We start from the raw sequence: 15,430 nt of genomic DNA, 5'->3' as shown, positions 1-15,430 counted from the left end.
TTCATATTCTAATTTTTATTATAATAATTCTGTATAATAAAAATATGTACTCAAACCATTCACCTGTACCTATCGAAACAAACCATACTTTCCTATTAAACCCCATTCTTTGAAGGAGATTGATATATGGCTTTCTTAGCATTTTTCGTTTTTGTTCTTACATTAACATTCGTGATTTGGCAACCATTTCGTTTATCCATAGGTTGGTCTGCTAGTGCAGGAGCTATCTTAGCACTGCTACTTGGCATCGTTAGCCTAGAGGATATAGGTACAGTAACAGGGATTGTATGGAATGCAACATTTGCATTTGTAGCAATTATCTTAGTTTCATTGATCATGGATGAGATCGGTTTTTTTGAATGGTCTGCTCTCCATATGGCTCGTTTAGCTAAGGGAAACGGAAGAAGGATGTTTCTCTATGTGATCTTACTAGGTGCTATCGTATCTGCACTTTTTACGAACGATGGCACTGCTCTTATCCTAACTCCCATCGTATTAGCAATGGTTCGCATTTTGAATTTTGAAGCCAAAATGGTCTTAGCGTTTGTGATGGCTAGTGGCTTTATTGCAGATACTTCATCTCTTCCATTCATCATTAGCAACTTAACAAATATCGTCTCCTCCGATTATTTTCACATTGGATTTGTAGCATATGCAAGTCGAATGTTAATACCTAATTTATTCTCGATAGGTGCAAGTTTAATTGTACTGTTTCTCTACTTTCGAAAAAGTATCCCACAAAACTATGATATATCCCAGCTAAAACAACCAAAAGAAGCGATTAAAGACCTAATACTATTTCGACTAACTTGGTTTACCCTGTTCTTATTGTTTGGAGGATATTTTATTAGTGAATACTTTGAAATTCCTGTTTCTTTTGTAGTGAGTTTAGCTGCTATTATTTTGATTATCGCCTCACTAAAAAGGAAATCCATTCAAATCAAAAAAATTATGAAAAACGCTCCTTGGTCTGTGGTTATTTTCTCTATTGGCATGTATGTGGTAGTTTATGGTTTAAAAAATGCAGGCCTCACAGACGAACTTAGTCAATTTATCACCTGGCTCACAAACTGTGGTTTATACATTGCTACCTTAGGGACAGGATTTTTATCTGCTGTCCTCTCTTCCATCATGAACAACTTACCCACTTTGATGATCAATGCTTTAGCCATACATGCAACACCTACACATGGTATCATGCGAGAAGCTCTTATCTATGCAAATGTAATAGGATCAGATCTCGGTCCAAAAATAACTCCGATCGGCTCTTTAGCGACACTCATTTGGCTTCATATTCTCGCACAGAAAGATGTGCGTATCAGTTGGGGATATTATTTTAAAATTGGCTTCCTACTTACTGTTCCAACGTTATTTCTTACATTGACAGGACTATACCTTTGGTTAATCTTGCTTCAATAACTAAAACTTTCACTTATGCAAAAACCCCTACTTGTGGTCTACAGCAAGTAGGGGTTTTGGTGATATTAATAAAGTGAAATGTACTGATCGCGTTCCCAATCGTGAACGGTTGTACGGAATAAATCCCATTCGATGCGTTTTGCTTCAACAAAGTGTGCTAATGCATGCTCTCCTAGAGCTTCACAAATAACTGGATCGCTTTGCAATGCTTTAACTGCATCGATGATGCTAGCTGGTAAGTTATCGATCCCTGCATCTTTACGCTCGGACTCATCCATCACATAAATATTACGATCTGTATGAGGCACAAGAGCAAGTTTATTTTTAATACCATCCAGACCAGCTTTTAGCATTACTGCTAATGCTAAATAAGGATTTGCAGATGGATCTGGGCTGCGTACTTCAATACGGGTGCTAAGTCCACGAGAAGCTGGTACACGTACTAATGGACTACGGTTTTTAGGAGACCAAGCAACATAACAAGGTGCTTCATAACCTGGTACGAGTCGTTTGTAGGAATTCACCAATGGATTGGTGATAGCAGTAAAGTTGCGAGCGTGTGTCAAGATACCTGCTAAGTAATGTCTTGCAGTTTCACTTAGACCTAGCTCATCGCTTTCATCATAGAAAGCATTTTCATTTCCACGGAATAGAGATTGGTGGCAGTGCATACCGGAACCATTTACACCAAATAGAGGTTTTGGCATGAAAGTTGCATGTAAACCATATTTACGTGCGACATTTTTTACAACAAGTTTAAAGATTTGGATGTTGTCAGCTGTTGTAACAGCATCACCATATTTAAAGTCAATTTCATGTTGACCTGGTGCTACTTCATGGTGGGAAGCTTCAATTTCAAAGCCCATTTGCTCCAGTGTTAACACGATATCTCGACGACAGTTTTCTCCAAGATCAAGCGGTGCAAGGTCAAAATATCCACCTTGGTCATTTAAATCAAGAGTTGGGTTCCCTTTTTCATCGGTTTTAAATAAGAAAAATTCTGGTTCAGGGCCAACATTGAAAGAAGTAAAACCGAGTTCTTTTGCTTCTTCCATTACTTTTTTCAAAATACCACGTGGATCTCCATCAAATGGTGTGCCATCTGGATTGTATATATCACAAGTTAATCCAGCGATTTTACCATTATCAGATTCCCAAGGATAAATGACCCAAGAATTATAATCAGGATATAGATACATATCTGATTCTTCGATACGAACGAAGCCTTCGATAGAAGAACCATCAAACATCATTTTGTTATCAAGTGCCTTCTCTAGTTGGCTAAGCGGAATTTCAACATTTTTAATGGTCCCTAACAGATCAGTAAATTGTAGTCGGATATACTGTACATTCTCCTCTGATGCAATTCGTAAAATATCGTCCTTCGTTAGTTGCTTGGCCATGTAAAAACGGCTCCCTTCAAAATATTATGGGCGGAAGAATCGAGATAATTCTCCTTGTGTAAGCGGTGTCTTATGTTTGTCACCAGAGAACAATTCCCTATGTAACATACGACGTAATTCTTGATCAGTGAGCTCTTTCTTTCCCTTCTCTTTCAGTTTATCTTGCTCCTTAGGTAAAAGCATATTCTTGATACTCGTCAAGTTATAGCCTTTCTCTAGTTGTATTTTGATTTTGAGGAGCATATCGACATCGTGAAATGAAAAGAGACGTTGGTTACCTTCCGTTCTAGCAGGACTAACCAAACCATGTTTTTCATAATAACGAATTTGGCGCGCGGTTAACTCAGTTAATTTACTCACGATGCTTATCGGAAACAACGACATGTTTCGTCGGATATCATCATTCACGCTAACGCCTCCTTCGAGAAACATTATAGGGTGATGTCATATTCGCTGTCAAATTTGTGTCAACAAAGCTGACATACCCCTAAAAAAAGAACGCCATTCGGCGTTCTAAAAGAAGAATACTAAGGCTAAGAACCAGATAATCATTGCAGTCATCAAGAAAAACTTGACTATCATTCCACCGAGAAATCCGATTAAAGTGCTGATCGATATTCTTAAGGCGTCTGCTGGTGTTCTGCGCATAAAAACCAATTCAAGAAGAAATACCGTAATGATCGGCCCGATAAGAAATCCTGCTGGAAGCCACATAAATACAATTACACCTAAGGCAGCAACCGGTATGGACCACTTTGACCCTCCTACTTTTGAAGCAGCATACCCGCCGGCAAAGTACTCGATTAAAAACAAAGCAATCGTTGCCACAAGCGTAATGGACCAAAAAAACCAACCTAATTTTCCATCATTAATGAGAAAGTGATAAACAAGGAAACCTGCAAATATAAACGGTACATCAGGTAATGCTGGAAGGAATAACCCTCCATATGCTAGTAAAAATAAAAAAACAATGACAACCCACCAAAAAACATCTGCAACACTCATTACGTTTCTCCTATCCAGTTGTTATATTTGATTTAACGAATGTAAAGCTTGTTTTAAAGCGACTTTTACATGTGCAAAAGTCAAACCGCCTTGTAAATAAACCGTATATGGTTCACGAAGGGGCCCATCAGCAGACAGCTCAATACTCGCTCCTTGCACAAAGGTTCCCGCTGCCATAATTACGGGATCTTTATAACCTGGCATATCACAAGGTTCAGGCCGTACGTATGCATTTATCGGGGATGCAGCTTGAATGGCTTGGCAAAAAGACACAAGCTTTTCTGGCTTACCTAATTGAATCTGTTGAATAATATCCGTTCTCTTATCTTGATAAGTAGGAGAAACAGTATAACCCTCATCTTCAAAAAGAGCTGATGCAAAAACCATCCCTTTTAATGCCTCTCCAACTACATGTGGCGCTAGAAATAATCCTTGATAATAATCAGCTAAATAACCATAAGTAGCGCCAACTTCTACCCCAAGTCCAGGAGCAACTAGTCGAGATGCAGCTAACTCTACCAGCGATTTACGACCAACTATGTATCCACCTGATTTAGCTAAACCACCACCCAGATTTTTAATCAAGGAACCAGCGATCAAATCAGCTCCCACATGCAGTGGCTCTTGATCTTCCACAAATTCGCCATAACAATTATCAACAAATATGATTGCATTTGGTAAAATCCGGCGTACTTGAGTGATCATTTTTGTGATTTCTGCAATCGTGAAAGATGGGCGATTGGAGTATCCTCTAGAGCGTTGGATTGCTACTAGTTTTGTCTTACTAGTTACTTTTTGTTGAAATTTAGTCCAATCCACCTTATGCCCGTCTGTTAATCCAATCTCATGATAGTGCACACCTAGATCTGCAAGAGAGCCTGTCCCATCATCAGGAGAGCCGATAATTTGAAATAAGGTATCGTAAGGTCTCCCTGTAAGTGAAATCCACTCATCCCCTGGACGGAGTACACCATAGAGACATGCAGCTATTGCATGCGTACCTGAAACGATATTTGGCCGCACCAAAGCTGAATCTCCCCCAAATAAATCAGCAACAATTCGTTCCAATGTTTCTCGACCCATATCATCATACCCATATCCAGTCGACGATTGTAAATGAGTTTCACTCACCTTATGTTTTTGAAATGCAGCTAAGAGTTTTGCTTGATGTCTTTCGACTCTTTCTTCAATCTGTTCAAGGATAGGGGCAATTTTAGAAATTGTTTTTTGCTGCGTTTTAACTTTTGACATACACTATCATCTTTTCTACTTAGAATCATTTTTCTATACAACTCTATTCTACCATGAAGAATGATTTTTTCGTCCAATGGATTCAAGTAAGATATCCTCCGGTAAAATAGTCATCAAACTATGACGATCAGCCTCTTTTTTCTTCAGCAATCGAACAGCATGTAGTCGTATTGCCTGTTCTACTAAATTCCGGATAAATCTAGCATTCCCAAACGTGTGATTTTTTCGTTCTGCTTCCCTTTGAAGCAACTGACGTATTTTCTCTTTTGCAGCTGCTGAAAATACATATTCTCTCTGTTTTACCATTAAGTCGGCAATTTCCAGTAATTCCATTATTGAGAAATCAGGGAATTTCAGATGGATAGGAAATCGGGATGGCAATCCTGGATTGGAGCGGATAAATGCCTCCATCTCATGCGAATATCCTGCAAGAATAAGGACAAATTCATTTTTATAATCTTCCATCGACTTAACTAATGTATCAATTGCCTCTTTGCCAAAATCTTTTTCTCCTCCACGAGAAAGTGCATATGCTTCATCAATAAATAGTATTCCGCCTAATGCTTGTTTCACATGTTCTCTCGTTTTTTGAGCTGTATGGCCAATGTATTCCCCAACGAGATCAGCACGTTCTACCTCAATAACATGCCCTCGAGTAAGCACTCCCATCTCTTGAAAGAGCTCGCCGATAATCCTCGCAACGGTCGTTTTTCCTGTACCTGGATTTCCTGTAAACACCATGTGAAGTACCTGTTGCTCCTGAGTCAATCCAGCATTTTTACGCCTTTCTCCAATTTCCAGCCAAGCATATATCTCTTCCACAAATGACCTGATCTCTGTTAAACCGATTAAATGTCTCAGGGAATGAAGGCACTTTGTCAGTGATTGATGTTCTTTTTCCCAATCTGCTGGAGTAGGCTCCACATCTCGGTCAAATACAATTTGAATGCGTCTTTTGGTCTCCTCCAATAAAACTTTTCTACTCATACATCATTCCCCTTTCCATCTCACCACACTCCACTATACGCAAGTGCCTAGAAAGGGTGAAAAAGAAAAAGTCCCTTATAAGGGACTTTTCCATACCATGCTTAAGCGTTTTGTTCTTCTTTAGCCTCATCTGCTGACATGAGGGAAACTGGTCTAGCAGGGGTAAATGTAGATATCGCATGCTTATATACCATTTGTTGTTTACCGTCACTATCTATCACAATTGTAAAATTATCAAATCCCCGGATCAAACCACGGAGTTGAAATCCATTAACTAAAAATATAGTTACCGGAACGGATTCTTTGCGAATTTGGTTTAAAAATGTATCTTGAATATTTATTGATTGTTTCAATGTGTGGTACCTCCCATATCTTCTTATCTGATACCTATTCTCTGTAAGATGGAAACTTTCCTGCTACTAAATGGTTAATTTCTATGAACGCATGTACATCTGTTTTATCAAACCAATGAATCTCGGGTATGCGACGGAACCAGGAAAGCTGCCGTTTCGCGTATCTTCGGCTACCCTGTTTAATCGAGGATACTGCCTCTTCATAAGAAATATTACCCTTTATGTATTGAATCATCTCTTTGTAACCAATTGCTTGAGATGCAGTATGATGTTCAAATCGCCCAGTAGCAAGCAATTGTCTTACTTCATGCTCTAGACCCATTTGGAGCATTTGATCAACTCTGCGATTAATCTGATCGTATAGCTCTGTGCGCGGCATTGTCAACCCAATCCATAAAACTTCAAATGGAGAAGCACTTCGGTGTTGTTGTTCGGATAAAGGCTTCCCTGTCAGCTGATAAACTTCTAGCGCTCGGATGATCCTTCGCAGATCATTAGGATGAAGTTTTCTGGCATGAATGGGATCAACTTGTTGTAAACGCTGATGCAAAAATTCGTTTCCATGTTTACTTGCTAACGAAGTTAGTTCCTGACGAATAGCTGGATTTTCAGTGACTTTGGCCATTTGATACTCAAAGATGACTGCTTCTATATATAGTCCTGTTCCACCAACTAAAATAGGCAGATGATTACGATTTTGTATCTCTACAATCTTCTGTCTTGCAATTGCTTGATATTGTTGAACCGAAAAGGATTCGTCTGGTTGAAGCAGGTCGATCAGATGATGAGGAACTAAGTCTTGCTCTTCTTGACTAGCCTTTGCTGTTCCAATGTCCATTCCCTGATATACTTGCATGGAATCTCCAGAAATAATCTCTCCATGAAACGATTTTGCTAGACTTAAGCTCAAGGCTGTCTTTCCAACCCCTGTAGGTCCAACAATAACCAACAAATCAGGTTTCATGGGTCAATCACCCCCCATGCATAACTTGAAGATTGATGAATCACCTTAAAACCAAGTCTAACAAATTCGCTGCTATTTTTCCTCTCTTTTAGCAGAACCCGCCTACGAGCAACTCGTACTGCATGTGCAACTGATTCTTCATCTACAGCTGTCGGATTAGCTAGTGGTTTTAACATCTGCATCGCTTTTGATCCATATACGGTTTTACGAAACATAGGGTCAAATACGACCACATCAAAAGAGTCACTCTTACTTTTAGCAAGATAGGATCGATAATTGCAATTAATTACTTCAATTCTCCGCATTGCTTCATCTACGGCAGGTCTTCCACTACAATAATTTTTTAGACCTTCCTTTACCATACAAGCTAGTAATGGTTCGCTTTCTAGACCCACCACTTTCCCACTAGAACCTGTCACAAAAGACGAAACAATCGCATCTGCTCCCATTCCAAGTGTACAATCCAGCACTTGATCTCCTTCTAAGAGATTCGCAGCTCGCACCATAGCATCATTTTCGCCTTTTGACCATTGTTTCAAACGAACAACAGACAAATTTGGGTGAAAAAAAAATGATGGATAACCACTACTTTCGTAACGCAATCCTTGTTTAGTAACAATTAATACACCATCAACTTCATATTGTATATGCATCTTATCCAAACTCGCACGATCTCTATCTACATAAGGAACAGATAAGGAATCTGCAATCGCTACTGCCTTTTCTTTTTCCTTTATAGATGGTTCATGCGAAGTAGTGACTACAATCATTTACATCACCCGCTTAAACATTTTCTCCAATTCATAGGTAGAAAAATGGACTAGAATAGGTCGACCATGTGGGCATGTATAAGGGGTTTCGCATGTCGCAAGCGTTCCGAGCAATGCTTCCATTTCATCCACCCGTAGATGGCGATTCGCCTTTATCGCAGCTTTACATGCCATTAATTTCGCAGAAGCGTCTCGTAACTCCGTTGTGTTTACCTGACCATGTTTCCTTAACCACTCAATAATTTCTGACAGTAATGAGTGGATTTCAACGGAAGGAAACCAATCTGGATAGCTGCGCAATAAAAACGTATTACCACCAAAAGGCTCAAGTTCTAAACCCCAATCTTTGAGCTCTTCTAAATAGCTTTCTAATAAAAGTGCTTCACTTGAGGTGCATTCTATTGTCAATGGAACTAACAAAGGCTGAACGTGATGATCTTCTTTCTTCATTTTCGCTAAAAACTGCTCATAATAAATCCTCTCTTGTGCAGCATGTTGGTCAATCAAGTACATCCCATTTGCTGATTGAGCTACGATGTATGTTCCATGTACTTGTGCCAATGGCAATAAATCAGGCAGTGGAACACGGTTTGATTTTACCTCTAGTTGTTTTAGTTCGTTTGAGGAACTCTCTAATTGAGATGATAGAAGATATTCTTCAACCTCTACTACTTTTTCTTTTGGTAAAATAAGAGAACTAGTCTCTCGTATGATAGGTGAAGGCTGTTTGATTTCTATCTTTTGATACGGTTGCTCATGAGACAATTCCATTTGCTCAACGTTGGGTTTTGGTGGAAAAATAGTTTGTTTTGGTTGAGTGGCTATGGGAATTAATGTTTTTTGTTGAAAAGCAGATTTAATCGATTTCGTCATAAGCTGAGCAAGTTCTTTTTCTTTACTTAATCTTACTTCTAATTTTGCAGGATGGACATTTACATCCACGAGTTTTGGGTCCATCTCAATCTGAAATACACCAATGGGATATCTTCCTATAGGTAGCAGTGTTCCATAAGCAGTTAGAATGGTATTAGCCAAAGGAATACTACGAACATATCTTCCGTTTAACAACAGTGTAATCGCTTTTCTACTTGCTCTTGTCACTTCTGGTTTACCGATGTATCCAGATAATTTAAAATCGCTGTCCTCGGTTTTTATTTCTACCATTTGTGCCGCAACTTGTTTTCCATACAGAGCAAGTATGGCATGAAGTAGTTTTCCATCTCCTGTACTTCTGAATAGTTCTCTACCCTGATGTTGGAGGTGAAAAGAAATGGTAGGATGAGCCAAAGCTAATCTACCTATTACGTCTGCTACATGGCTAATTTCTGTACTAATCGTTTTTAAATATTTTAAGCGTGCAGGTGTATTGTAAAATAAATCGCGAACTATTACATCCGTTCCTTTTACTCTTGAAGTGGAAGCTGCTTCTCGTTTGCTACCACCATCTATTTGAATAGTGGTAGCTAGTTCTAAATCATTTGAGGATGTGACTAATTCTACTCTCGCTACAGAAGCAATACTAGGAAGCGCTTCTCCCCGAAAACCTAAGGTACGAATAGTTGATAAATCTCTCTCATTTCGGATTTTACTGGTAGCATGCCGTTCAAAGGCAAGTTTTGCATCTTCCATGCTCATACCAATACCATTATCCGATATCCGAATGGAAGTAATTCCACCCTCAACCAAATCCACTTCGATCTTCGTCGCGTCAGCATCGATCGCATTTTCTACTAATTCTTTTACTACAGAAGCAGGGCGTTCTACTACTTCACCAGCAGCAATCTGATTCGCTAAATGATCACTCAGGATTTGAATCGTAGCCAAGATCCAACCCTCCTACTTCGACTTCAATTTTTGTTGCAACGTTTGTAAAAACTGTAAAGATTCCATAGGTGTATGCTCCAATAGATCCCAAGCTCGCAATTCATTGGTCACTTCTTCTTCAATCGGGCTAATTTCTGGTAGAAATGAAAATAAAGTGAGAGGTTCTTCTTCTTTGGTTACTGCAACTTCAGCTTCAGCTGTGTTCGTTTCTTCTAAATGAGTAAGAATTTCTTTAGCTCGCTCGATAACAGGAACAGGAAGTCCTGCTAATTCCGCCACATGTATTCCATAACTACGATCTGCCCCTCCTGAAACAATCCGATGCAAAAATACTACTTTCCCATTTTTCTCCACACATTTGGCATGTACATTTTTCAATTTGGGAAGTTCTGATTCTAATTTGGTAAGTTCATGATAGTGAGTGGAAAAAAGCGTTTTTGCTCCTACTTTCTCGTGAACATATTCTACTATTGCATGAGCCAAAGCCATCCCATCATAAGTAGAAGTACCACGTCCTACCTCATCCAAAAGAATTAAGCTTTTAGGAGTTGCTTCTTGTAATGCTTCACATGTTTCCATCATTTCTACCATAAAGGTACTATGACCTTGTGCCAAATCGTCAGAAGCTCCGATACGAGTAAAGATCCGGTCGATCAAACCTATCTCTGCCTTATCAGAAGGTACAAAACATCCAATTTGAGCCATTATAGCGATAAGTGCTACTTGTCTCATATAGGTGCTCTTCCCAGCCATATTAGGACCTGTTATCATTAGCACTTGTCTCGTGTCAGAATCCATATGAATATCGTTTGATACATAGTTATCAAATTGAGCTGCCTCTACTACAGGATGTCTGCCTTTTTGAACATAAAACCGATCACTATCTGTAATAATAGGGCGAGTATATTGGTAGCGGATAGAAACAGCAGCATATGCATGTAGAACATCGATTTCTGCTATTTTTGCAGCTAAATTCTGTAAACGTACAACTTCATTAGCAATTGTATCTCTTACCTGCTTTAACGTTTCCATCTCTAATTCTAGTGATCTTTCGTTTGCATGTAAAATAAGCTGTTCTTGTTCTTTCAAATCAGCTGTTATAAATCTTTCTGCATTTGCTAACGTCTGTTTACGAATGTATCCTTCTTCTGGTACAAGATGGAGATTTGATTTGGTAATCTCTAAATAGTAACCAAAGATACGATTATAACCTACTTTTAACGATTTGATGCCAGTGCGTTTCCGTTCTTGTTGTTCTAATTTGGCAATCCAACCCTTCCCATTGCTCTGAATATGACGAAGCTCGTCCAGCTCTTCATGATATCCTTCACGAATGATTCCTCCATCTTTTAAGGAAATAGGAGGCTCATCGACAATAGCGGATGCAATAAGTGCTTGTACATCTTGACAAGGATCAAGACTATCCGCTAAACGATGTAAAACGTCAGATGAAAAAGATGCAAGTTTTTCCTTGATCGTAGGTATTTCCTCCAGTGATTTTCTTAATTGATAAAGATCACGTGGTGAAGCTGATCCAAATGAGACACGGGCTGCTAACCGTTCTAAATCATATACCCTTTTTAAATGATCGGTTAACTCTTCTAACAAAATCATCTCGTCTATAAACTGAGAAACAATATTTTGCCGATGTGTAATTTCCTGTTTAGAAAGTAAAGGTTTATCCAGCCATTGCTTCAACATGCGACTCCCCATTGCTGTTGCTGTATGATCCAAATGGGCTAGTAAAGAACCTGTTCGTTTCTCATTCTGAAGAGATCTCGTTAATTCCAGATTCCGGCGAGCGACCTCATCCAATAACATATAAGAATGAGCATGATAACGCCTCAATCGCTTAAGATGGCCCAAGGATCGTTTTTGGGTTTGTAATAAATATTGATAGACATAGTGCAATGTTCCAAGCAGCAAAGAAGTATTACAAACTTCATACACATTCGGAAATTGTTCCTCCAACGATGAAGCAGAATCTACATCATCAAATTCACTGACTACAATGCCTAAACGTTTACATTCCTCATGCAGTAACGAATTTGCAGCCAGCTCATGAACCACTACTAATTCTTTGGGTTCAAAAGTTGCAATTTCATTTAAAACAGCTGGCAATGCCTGGTGTAACTCGCTTAAAAAACACTCTCCAGTAGAAAGATCCACAGCAGCTATTCCATAACTATGTTCCTCTTGATACAAAGCTGTCAAAAAATGATTTTCTGTTGCTAACAGCATATTTTCTTCCATTACAGTCCCTGGAGTAATGACACGAACCACTTCTCGTCTCACAACACCTTTTGCCTGCTTTGGATTCTCTACTTGCTCACAAATTGCAACTCTGTGCCCTGCTGCTACTAACTTTTCTATGTATGCAGAAGCGGAGTGAAAAGGAACTCCACACATAGGAATCTTTTCACTTGCTCCACCATCTCGAGCAGTTAATGTTATCTCTAAGATTTTCGAAGCTTTTTCAGCATCTTCAAAAAATAATTCATAAAAATCTCCTAATCGAAAAAACAAAAAAGCATCTTGGTTTTTATTTTTTATAGAAAGATACTGCTCAATCATGGGTGTATATCTAGCCAATCGTAAGTCCTCCAACCAATAAATTTCTCTTTAGTGTATCATAAAAAAGCACAGCAGTTATGGCATAAAACATAATGAATTAGAAATATCCTTGATGCCCAACTTGCATCAAGGATTTGGTTGATTTCTCTTAAATCCTTCCCGATATGGCGGAAGTCTCCATGCTCTACGAAAATCACGGGATTCATCCCAATTCTTCCCGCTCTGTAAATATTCAAAATAAGGATCTAAGTATTTTTCGTATTGTGAGTAATCATCTAAGTCTTTCAATTCTTGTATAAGTAATGATGTCCAAAATCGAAAAGAATCTTTTTCCCCTTTATAATAAGCAATTTGAAGATCAGGATTACTGAGTGGATTGAGAGTTAATTTTTGGTGATTCAATATGATAAGTTTAGCTACAGCTATAACACCTTTAGTAAGTGTAGGAGATACCAACCAACTGGGGGGAGTACGGTACTCAAATCCACCATGACTTTTGATTCGATAGTCACCTAAATAACCATATTTTGGCCTTCTGCTAATTCCTTTTTGATCTTCAGCCATCATAAGAGGAAGGGTCAAATAATTATCAAGTGCACGAAGCATTTCAAAATTAGGTTCTATTCCACTAAAATGAATATGACCTCCCATAGGAAAACCAGCAAATGGCATAGCACCAGCTAACCAGCTGCATGGTATATGAGCAACTTTCCTAGCAGCATAGGACAAACAATGGTATATGCGTTCTACCAAGACCCGTGGATCTGTCGAGGGTCGTGGCCTTACTTCTACCAATGGCTTGTGAGAACGGTTTTGCCCTAACCAAATGGCATCACAACCTACTCTTCCCCGCAACGGAAAATATTTAGATGCAAGTATAATATTTCCATTTTGAGAACGCATTACAAATTCAGGATCGGCACCAATCATCAATTCATCAGCAGATATGGTTGTGCGTGACTTTTCTTTATGTTGTTTAAATTCTTTTTCATAGGCATCTAACATTGGTGGACCGAGTTTTGGGCTTGGATTTACTTTTCGAATTACAATATTTTTACCAGAGGCTACTCCACAAATTACAACTGCGTAATCAAGACCTAGTGCATATACGGCTCTTATCGACATATTCTGGACATTTTGCACTTCTTTTGATTTTTCCACAGTTATCGGAACTCGTTGATAACTTACCTGAGCCGGTCTTTTTTGTAACCATTGACCTTCTGATTTTGAGCAGTACATAAATAGAACTTTGGTCTGACACACATATACGATATATTGTCTTATAATAAAGCCTCGGTCTTGAACAAGAATACCATGTGCTCGTAAAACCCGTTTTCTTGTCGCCTCATCTGCTACTCGTTCAACTTGTTGAGCTGGATTTAACGTGATGTGCTCATTAAGTTTTATAGTAGCAAATAATTTACCTTGTTCATCTGACAATGATAGTCCCTGTTTTTTCTCATATTCTTCCCGCAGGGTAACGGCTCTCATCAACCTTCCCCCTTCTTTGCCACTACCCTTAGCTTATGTAGTAACAGGTAAATAGGTTATTAAGAAAGCTTTGTTTTATCTTGCCGAAATTTGCCCACGAAAAAGAAAAGAAGGCCTCTTCCTCCGCCTTCTCTGGTACCCCCAAAAAGGGGAAACTTTTTGGGGGGATTAATCTTCTAAATCATCAATGATCAAGTCTGGATCTAATTCTTCAAATCCTTCTTCCCCATTTTGGGATTGGAAAACAAAATCTTTATCATCAATCTCTGCATATTCTGCTGGATAACAGGCAACCGTAATTTTGGTTTCACCTACAAGTTCAACTGCAAACTCTTTTTCTACACGAACGATTATCGCATCGTTATTGGATGAGATGGATGCCTCTACACAATTTGGTGTTTGTGTAGCTGCAGCACTTACAGAAACACTTAATTCTCTCGTATGCGGGTCAAAATAACTCAGTGGAACTTGTTCCACATACTTTACTGTCTCTTTCATCACATCTGTTTTGGTGTTTCCTTTTGTGGAATACCAAATATTCACATCATAGCTACCCTGTACTTCAATTGCTTCTCCAACTTTTGCAGATTCGTACTGATGATTAATAACCCATGCGCCTAAAACATTGTGGACATGGTCAGGCGTTTCAATAGAATGAGTAACTTGCGAAAATTTGCGCCCTTTCCCAACTATCGCTTTCGTAATAACCTGACGATATTCCACTACTCTATCTGTATTTGGCACCTAAATTCCCTCCTCCAACGGTCTTTCAAAACCAATGTATGCAGGGCATCTGCCTTGGGTGCTAAAAACCCATAGACTTTTTTTAAAGCCGTACAAATGATTTTGATCTTATAACATGTATTACGCAAAAATAAGAAAAAAATGATACAAATGCGCAAATTGTCTTTTCTTTTCTAATAAAAAAACAGATAGGAAATTTCCTACCTGCTTGATTTAACCTGTTTTTTTATGTTTGTTTCCACAACCGCAAGCACCGCCACTACCACAGCCACTTGCGACGACACCGCCTGTTTCCACTTCTAGTTTTCCGGAAACCGTTTGAGCAATTACTTGTTGGATCATTTGTAGTAACTCATTTAACTCTACTTGCCGTTGCTGATACTCCAACACAATAGGCATATGATCCAGTTTATCATTCAGTTCATCCAATTCTTTTTCTACTTGCATCCTGTACACTGTTTTCTCCATAATGTTTGGCATGTACCAATTCTTTTTGTTTCTTCTTTATTGTCTCAATCAAGTTTTGTACGGATTGACTATCATTGACTTGTTGCTCCGCTATATGAAATCGCTCTACTTCAGAACTTGTACGTACTTTTTCAGCGAAAAACTCAGCAGATTTCAAAACTGAATGTTCTATCATCT

The 15,430-nt window shown here is 38.8% G+C and carries 15 protein-coding genes; 1 reads left to right on the top strand and 14 read right to left on the bottom strand.

The features are described 5' to 3' along the window. Positions 1-126: 126 nt before the first annotated feature. Entirely contained in the window at positions 127-1,419 is a 1,293-nt protein-coding gene (locus tag AC5WOF_RS10500) for an arsenic transporter (RefSeq protein WP_496049895.1), read from the top strand. Between the two features lie 65 nt (positions 1,420-1,484). Here AC5WOF_RS10500 and glnA read toward each other — a convergent pair whose 3' ends face one another. From glnA to AC5WOF_RS10430, 14 genes are all read right to left on the bottom strand, one after another. Then, positions 1,485-2,822 carry a type I glutamate--ammonia ligase gene (glnA, locus tag AC5WOF_RS10495; RefSeq protein ID WP_496049894.1) on the bottom strand — a complete coding sequence of 446 codons (1,338 nt, stop codon included), beginning with the start codon at positions 2,820-2,822 and terminating at the stop codon, positions 1,485-1,487. Between the two features lie 24 nt (positions 2,823-2,846). After that, positions 2,847-3,230 (bottom strand): MerR family transcriptional regulator, encoded by a 384-nt coding sequence (locus tag AC5WOF_RS10490; RefSeq protein WP_496049893.1) that lies wholly within the window; start codon positions 3,228-3,230, stop codon positions 2,847-2,849. Positions 3,231-3,335: 105 nt separating this feature from the next. Further along, positions 3,336-3,827: a DUF456 domain-containing protein gene (locus tag AC5WOF_RS10485; RefSeq protein ID WP_496049892.1), complete on the bottom strand. Its 492-nt coding sequence runs from the start codon at positions 3,825-3,827 to the stop codon at positions 3,336-3,338. A gap of 21 nt (positions 3,828-3,848) precedes the next feature. Next, the gene (locus tag AC5WOF_RS10480; protein WP_496049891.1) at positions 3,849-5,078 is read right to left on the bottom strand and encodes a methionine gamma-lyase family protein; all 1,230 of its coding nucleotides are present in this window, start codon (positions 5,076-5,078) and stop codon (positions 3,849-3,851) included. Positions 5,079-5,126: 48 nt separating this feature from the next. Continuing rightward, positions 5,127-6,065, bottom strand: a complete 939-nt coding sequence (locus AC5WOF_RS10475; RefSeq protein ID WP_496049890.1) for an AAA family ATPase — start codon at positions 6,063-6,065, stop codon at positions 5,127-5,129. Between the two features lie 101 nt (positions 6,066-6,166). Continuing rightward, positions 6,167-6,418: an RNA chaperone Hfq gene (hfq, locus tag AC5WOF_RS10470; protein WP_240876902.1), complete on the bottom strand. Its 252-nt coding sequence runs from the start codon at positions 6,416-6,418 to the stop codon at positions 6,167-6,169. A gap of 34 nt (positions 6,419-6,452) precedes the next feature. Next, positions 6,453-7,382, bottom strand: a complete 930-nt coding sequence (gene miaA, locus AC5WOF_RS10465) for a tRNA (adenosine(37)-N6)-dimethylallyltransferase MiaA (protein WP_496049889.1) — start codon at positions 7,380-7,382, stop codon at positions 6,453-6,455. After that, positions 7,379-8,152, bottom strand: coding sequence for a class I SAM-dependent methyltransferase (locus AC5WOF_RS10460; protein ID WP_496049888.1), 774 nt, complete (start codon positions 8,150-8,152; stop codon positions 7,379-7,381). Before AC5WOF_RS10460 ends, miaA begins: the two co-directional genes overlap by 4 nt. Beyond that, the gene (gene mutL / locus AC5WOF_RS10455) at positions 8,153-9,976 is read right to left on the bottom strand and encodes a DNA mismatch repair endonuclease MutL (RefSeq protein WP_496049887.1); all 1,824 of its coding nucleotides are present in this window, start codon (positions 9,974-9,976) and stop codon (positions 8,153-8,155) included. It lies immediately after the preceding gene. Positions 9,977-9,988: 12 nt separating this feature from the next. Then, positions 9,989-12,568, bottom strand: coding sequence for a DNA mismatch repair protein MutS (mutS, locus tag AC5WOF_RS10450; RefSeq protein WP_496049886.1), 2,580 nt, complete (start codon positions 12,566-12,568; stop codon positions 9,989-9,991). Positions 12,569-12,676: 108 nt separating this feature from the next. Next, positions 12,677-14,041: a putative amidoligase domain-containing protein gene (locus AC5WOF_RS10445; RefSeq protein ID WP_496049885.1), complete on the bottom strand. Its 1,365-nt coding sequence runs from the start codon at positions 14,039-14,041 to the stop codon at positions 12,677-12,679. 168 nt (positions 14,042-14,209) lie between these two features. Next, a complete protein-coding gene (cotE, locus tag AC5WOF_RS10440; protein WP_496049884.1) occupies positions 14,210-14,785 on the bottom strand; it encodes an outer spore coat protein CotE in 576 nt (191 codons plus the stop codon). A 213-nt stretch (positions 14,786-14,998) separates the two neighbouring features. Further along, on the bottom strand, positions 14,999-15,232 hold the full coding sequence (locus AC5WOF_RS10435; protein ID WP_496049974.1) for a YlbF family regulator: 234 nt from the start codon (positions 15,230-15,232) through the stop codon (positions 14,999-15,001). Further along, on the bottom strand, positions 15,207-15,428 hold the full coding sequence (locus AC5WOF_RS10430) for a YlbF family regulator (protein WP_496049883.1): 222 nt from the start codon (positions 15,426-15,428) through the stop codon (positions 15,207-15,209). The genes AC5WOF_RS10435 and AC5WOF_RS10430 overlap by 26 nt, the downstream gene beginning before the upstream one ends. Positions 15,429-15,430 lie beyond the last annotated feature (2 nt).

It is taken from the genome of Shimazuella sp. NTD250, from assembly GCF_059510375.1.
The sequence above is the reverse complement of the archived record's forward strand: the minus strand, read 5'-3'. Positions and strand labels throughout refer to the sequence as shown.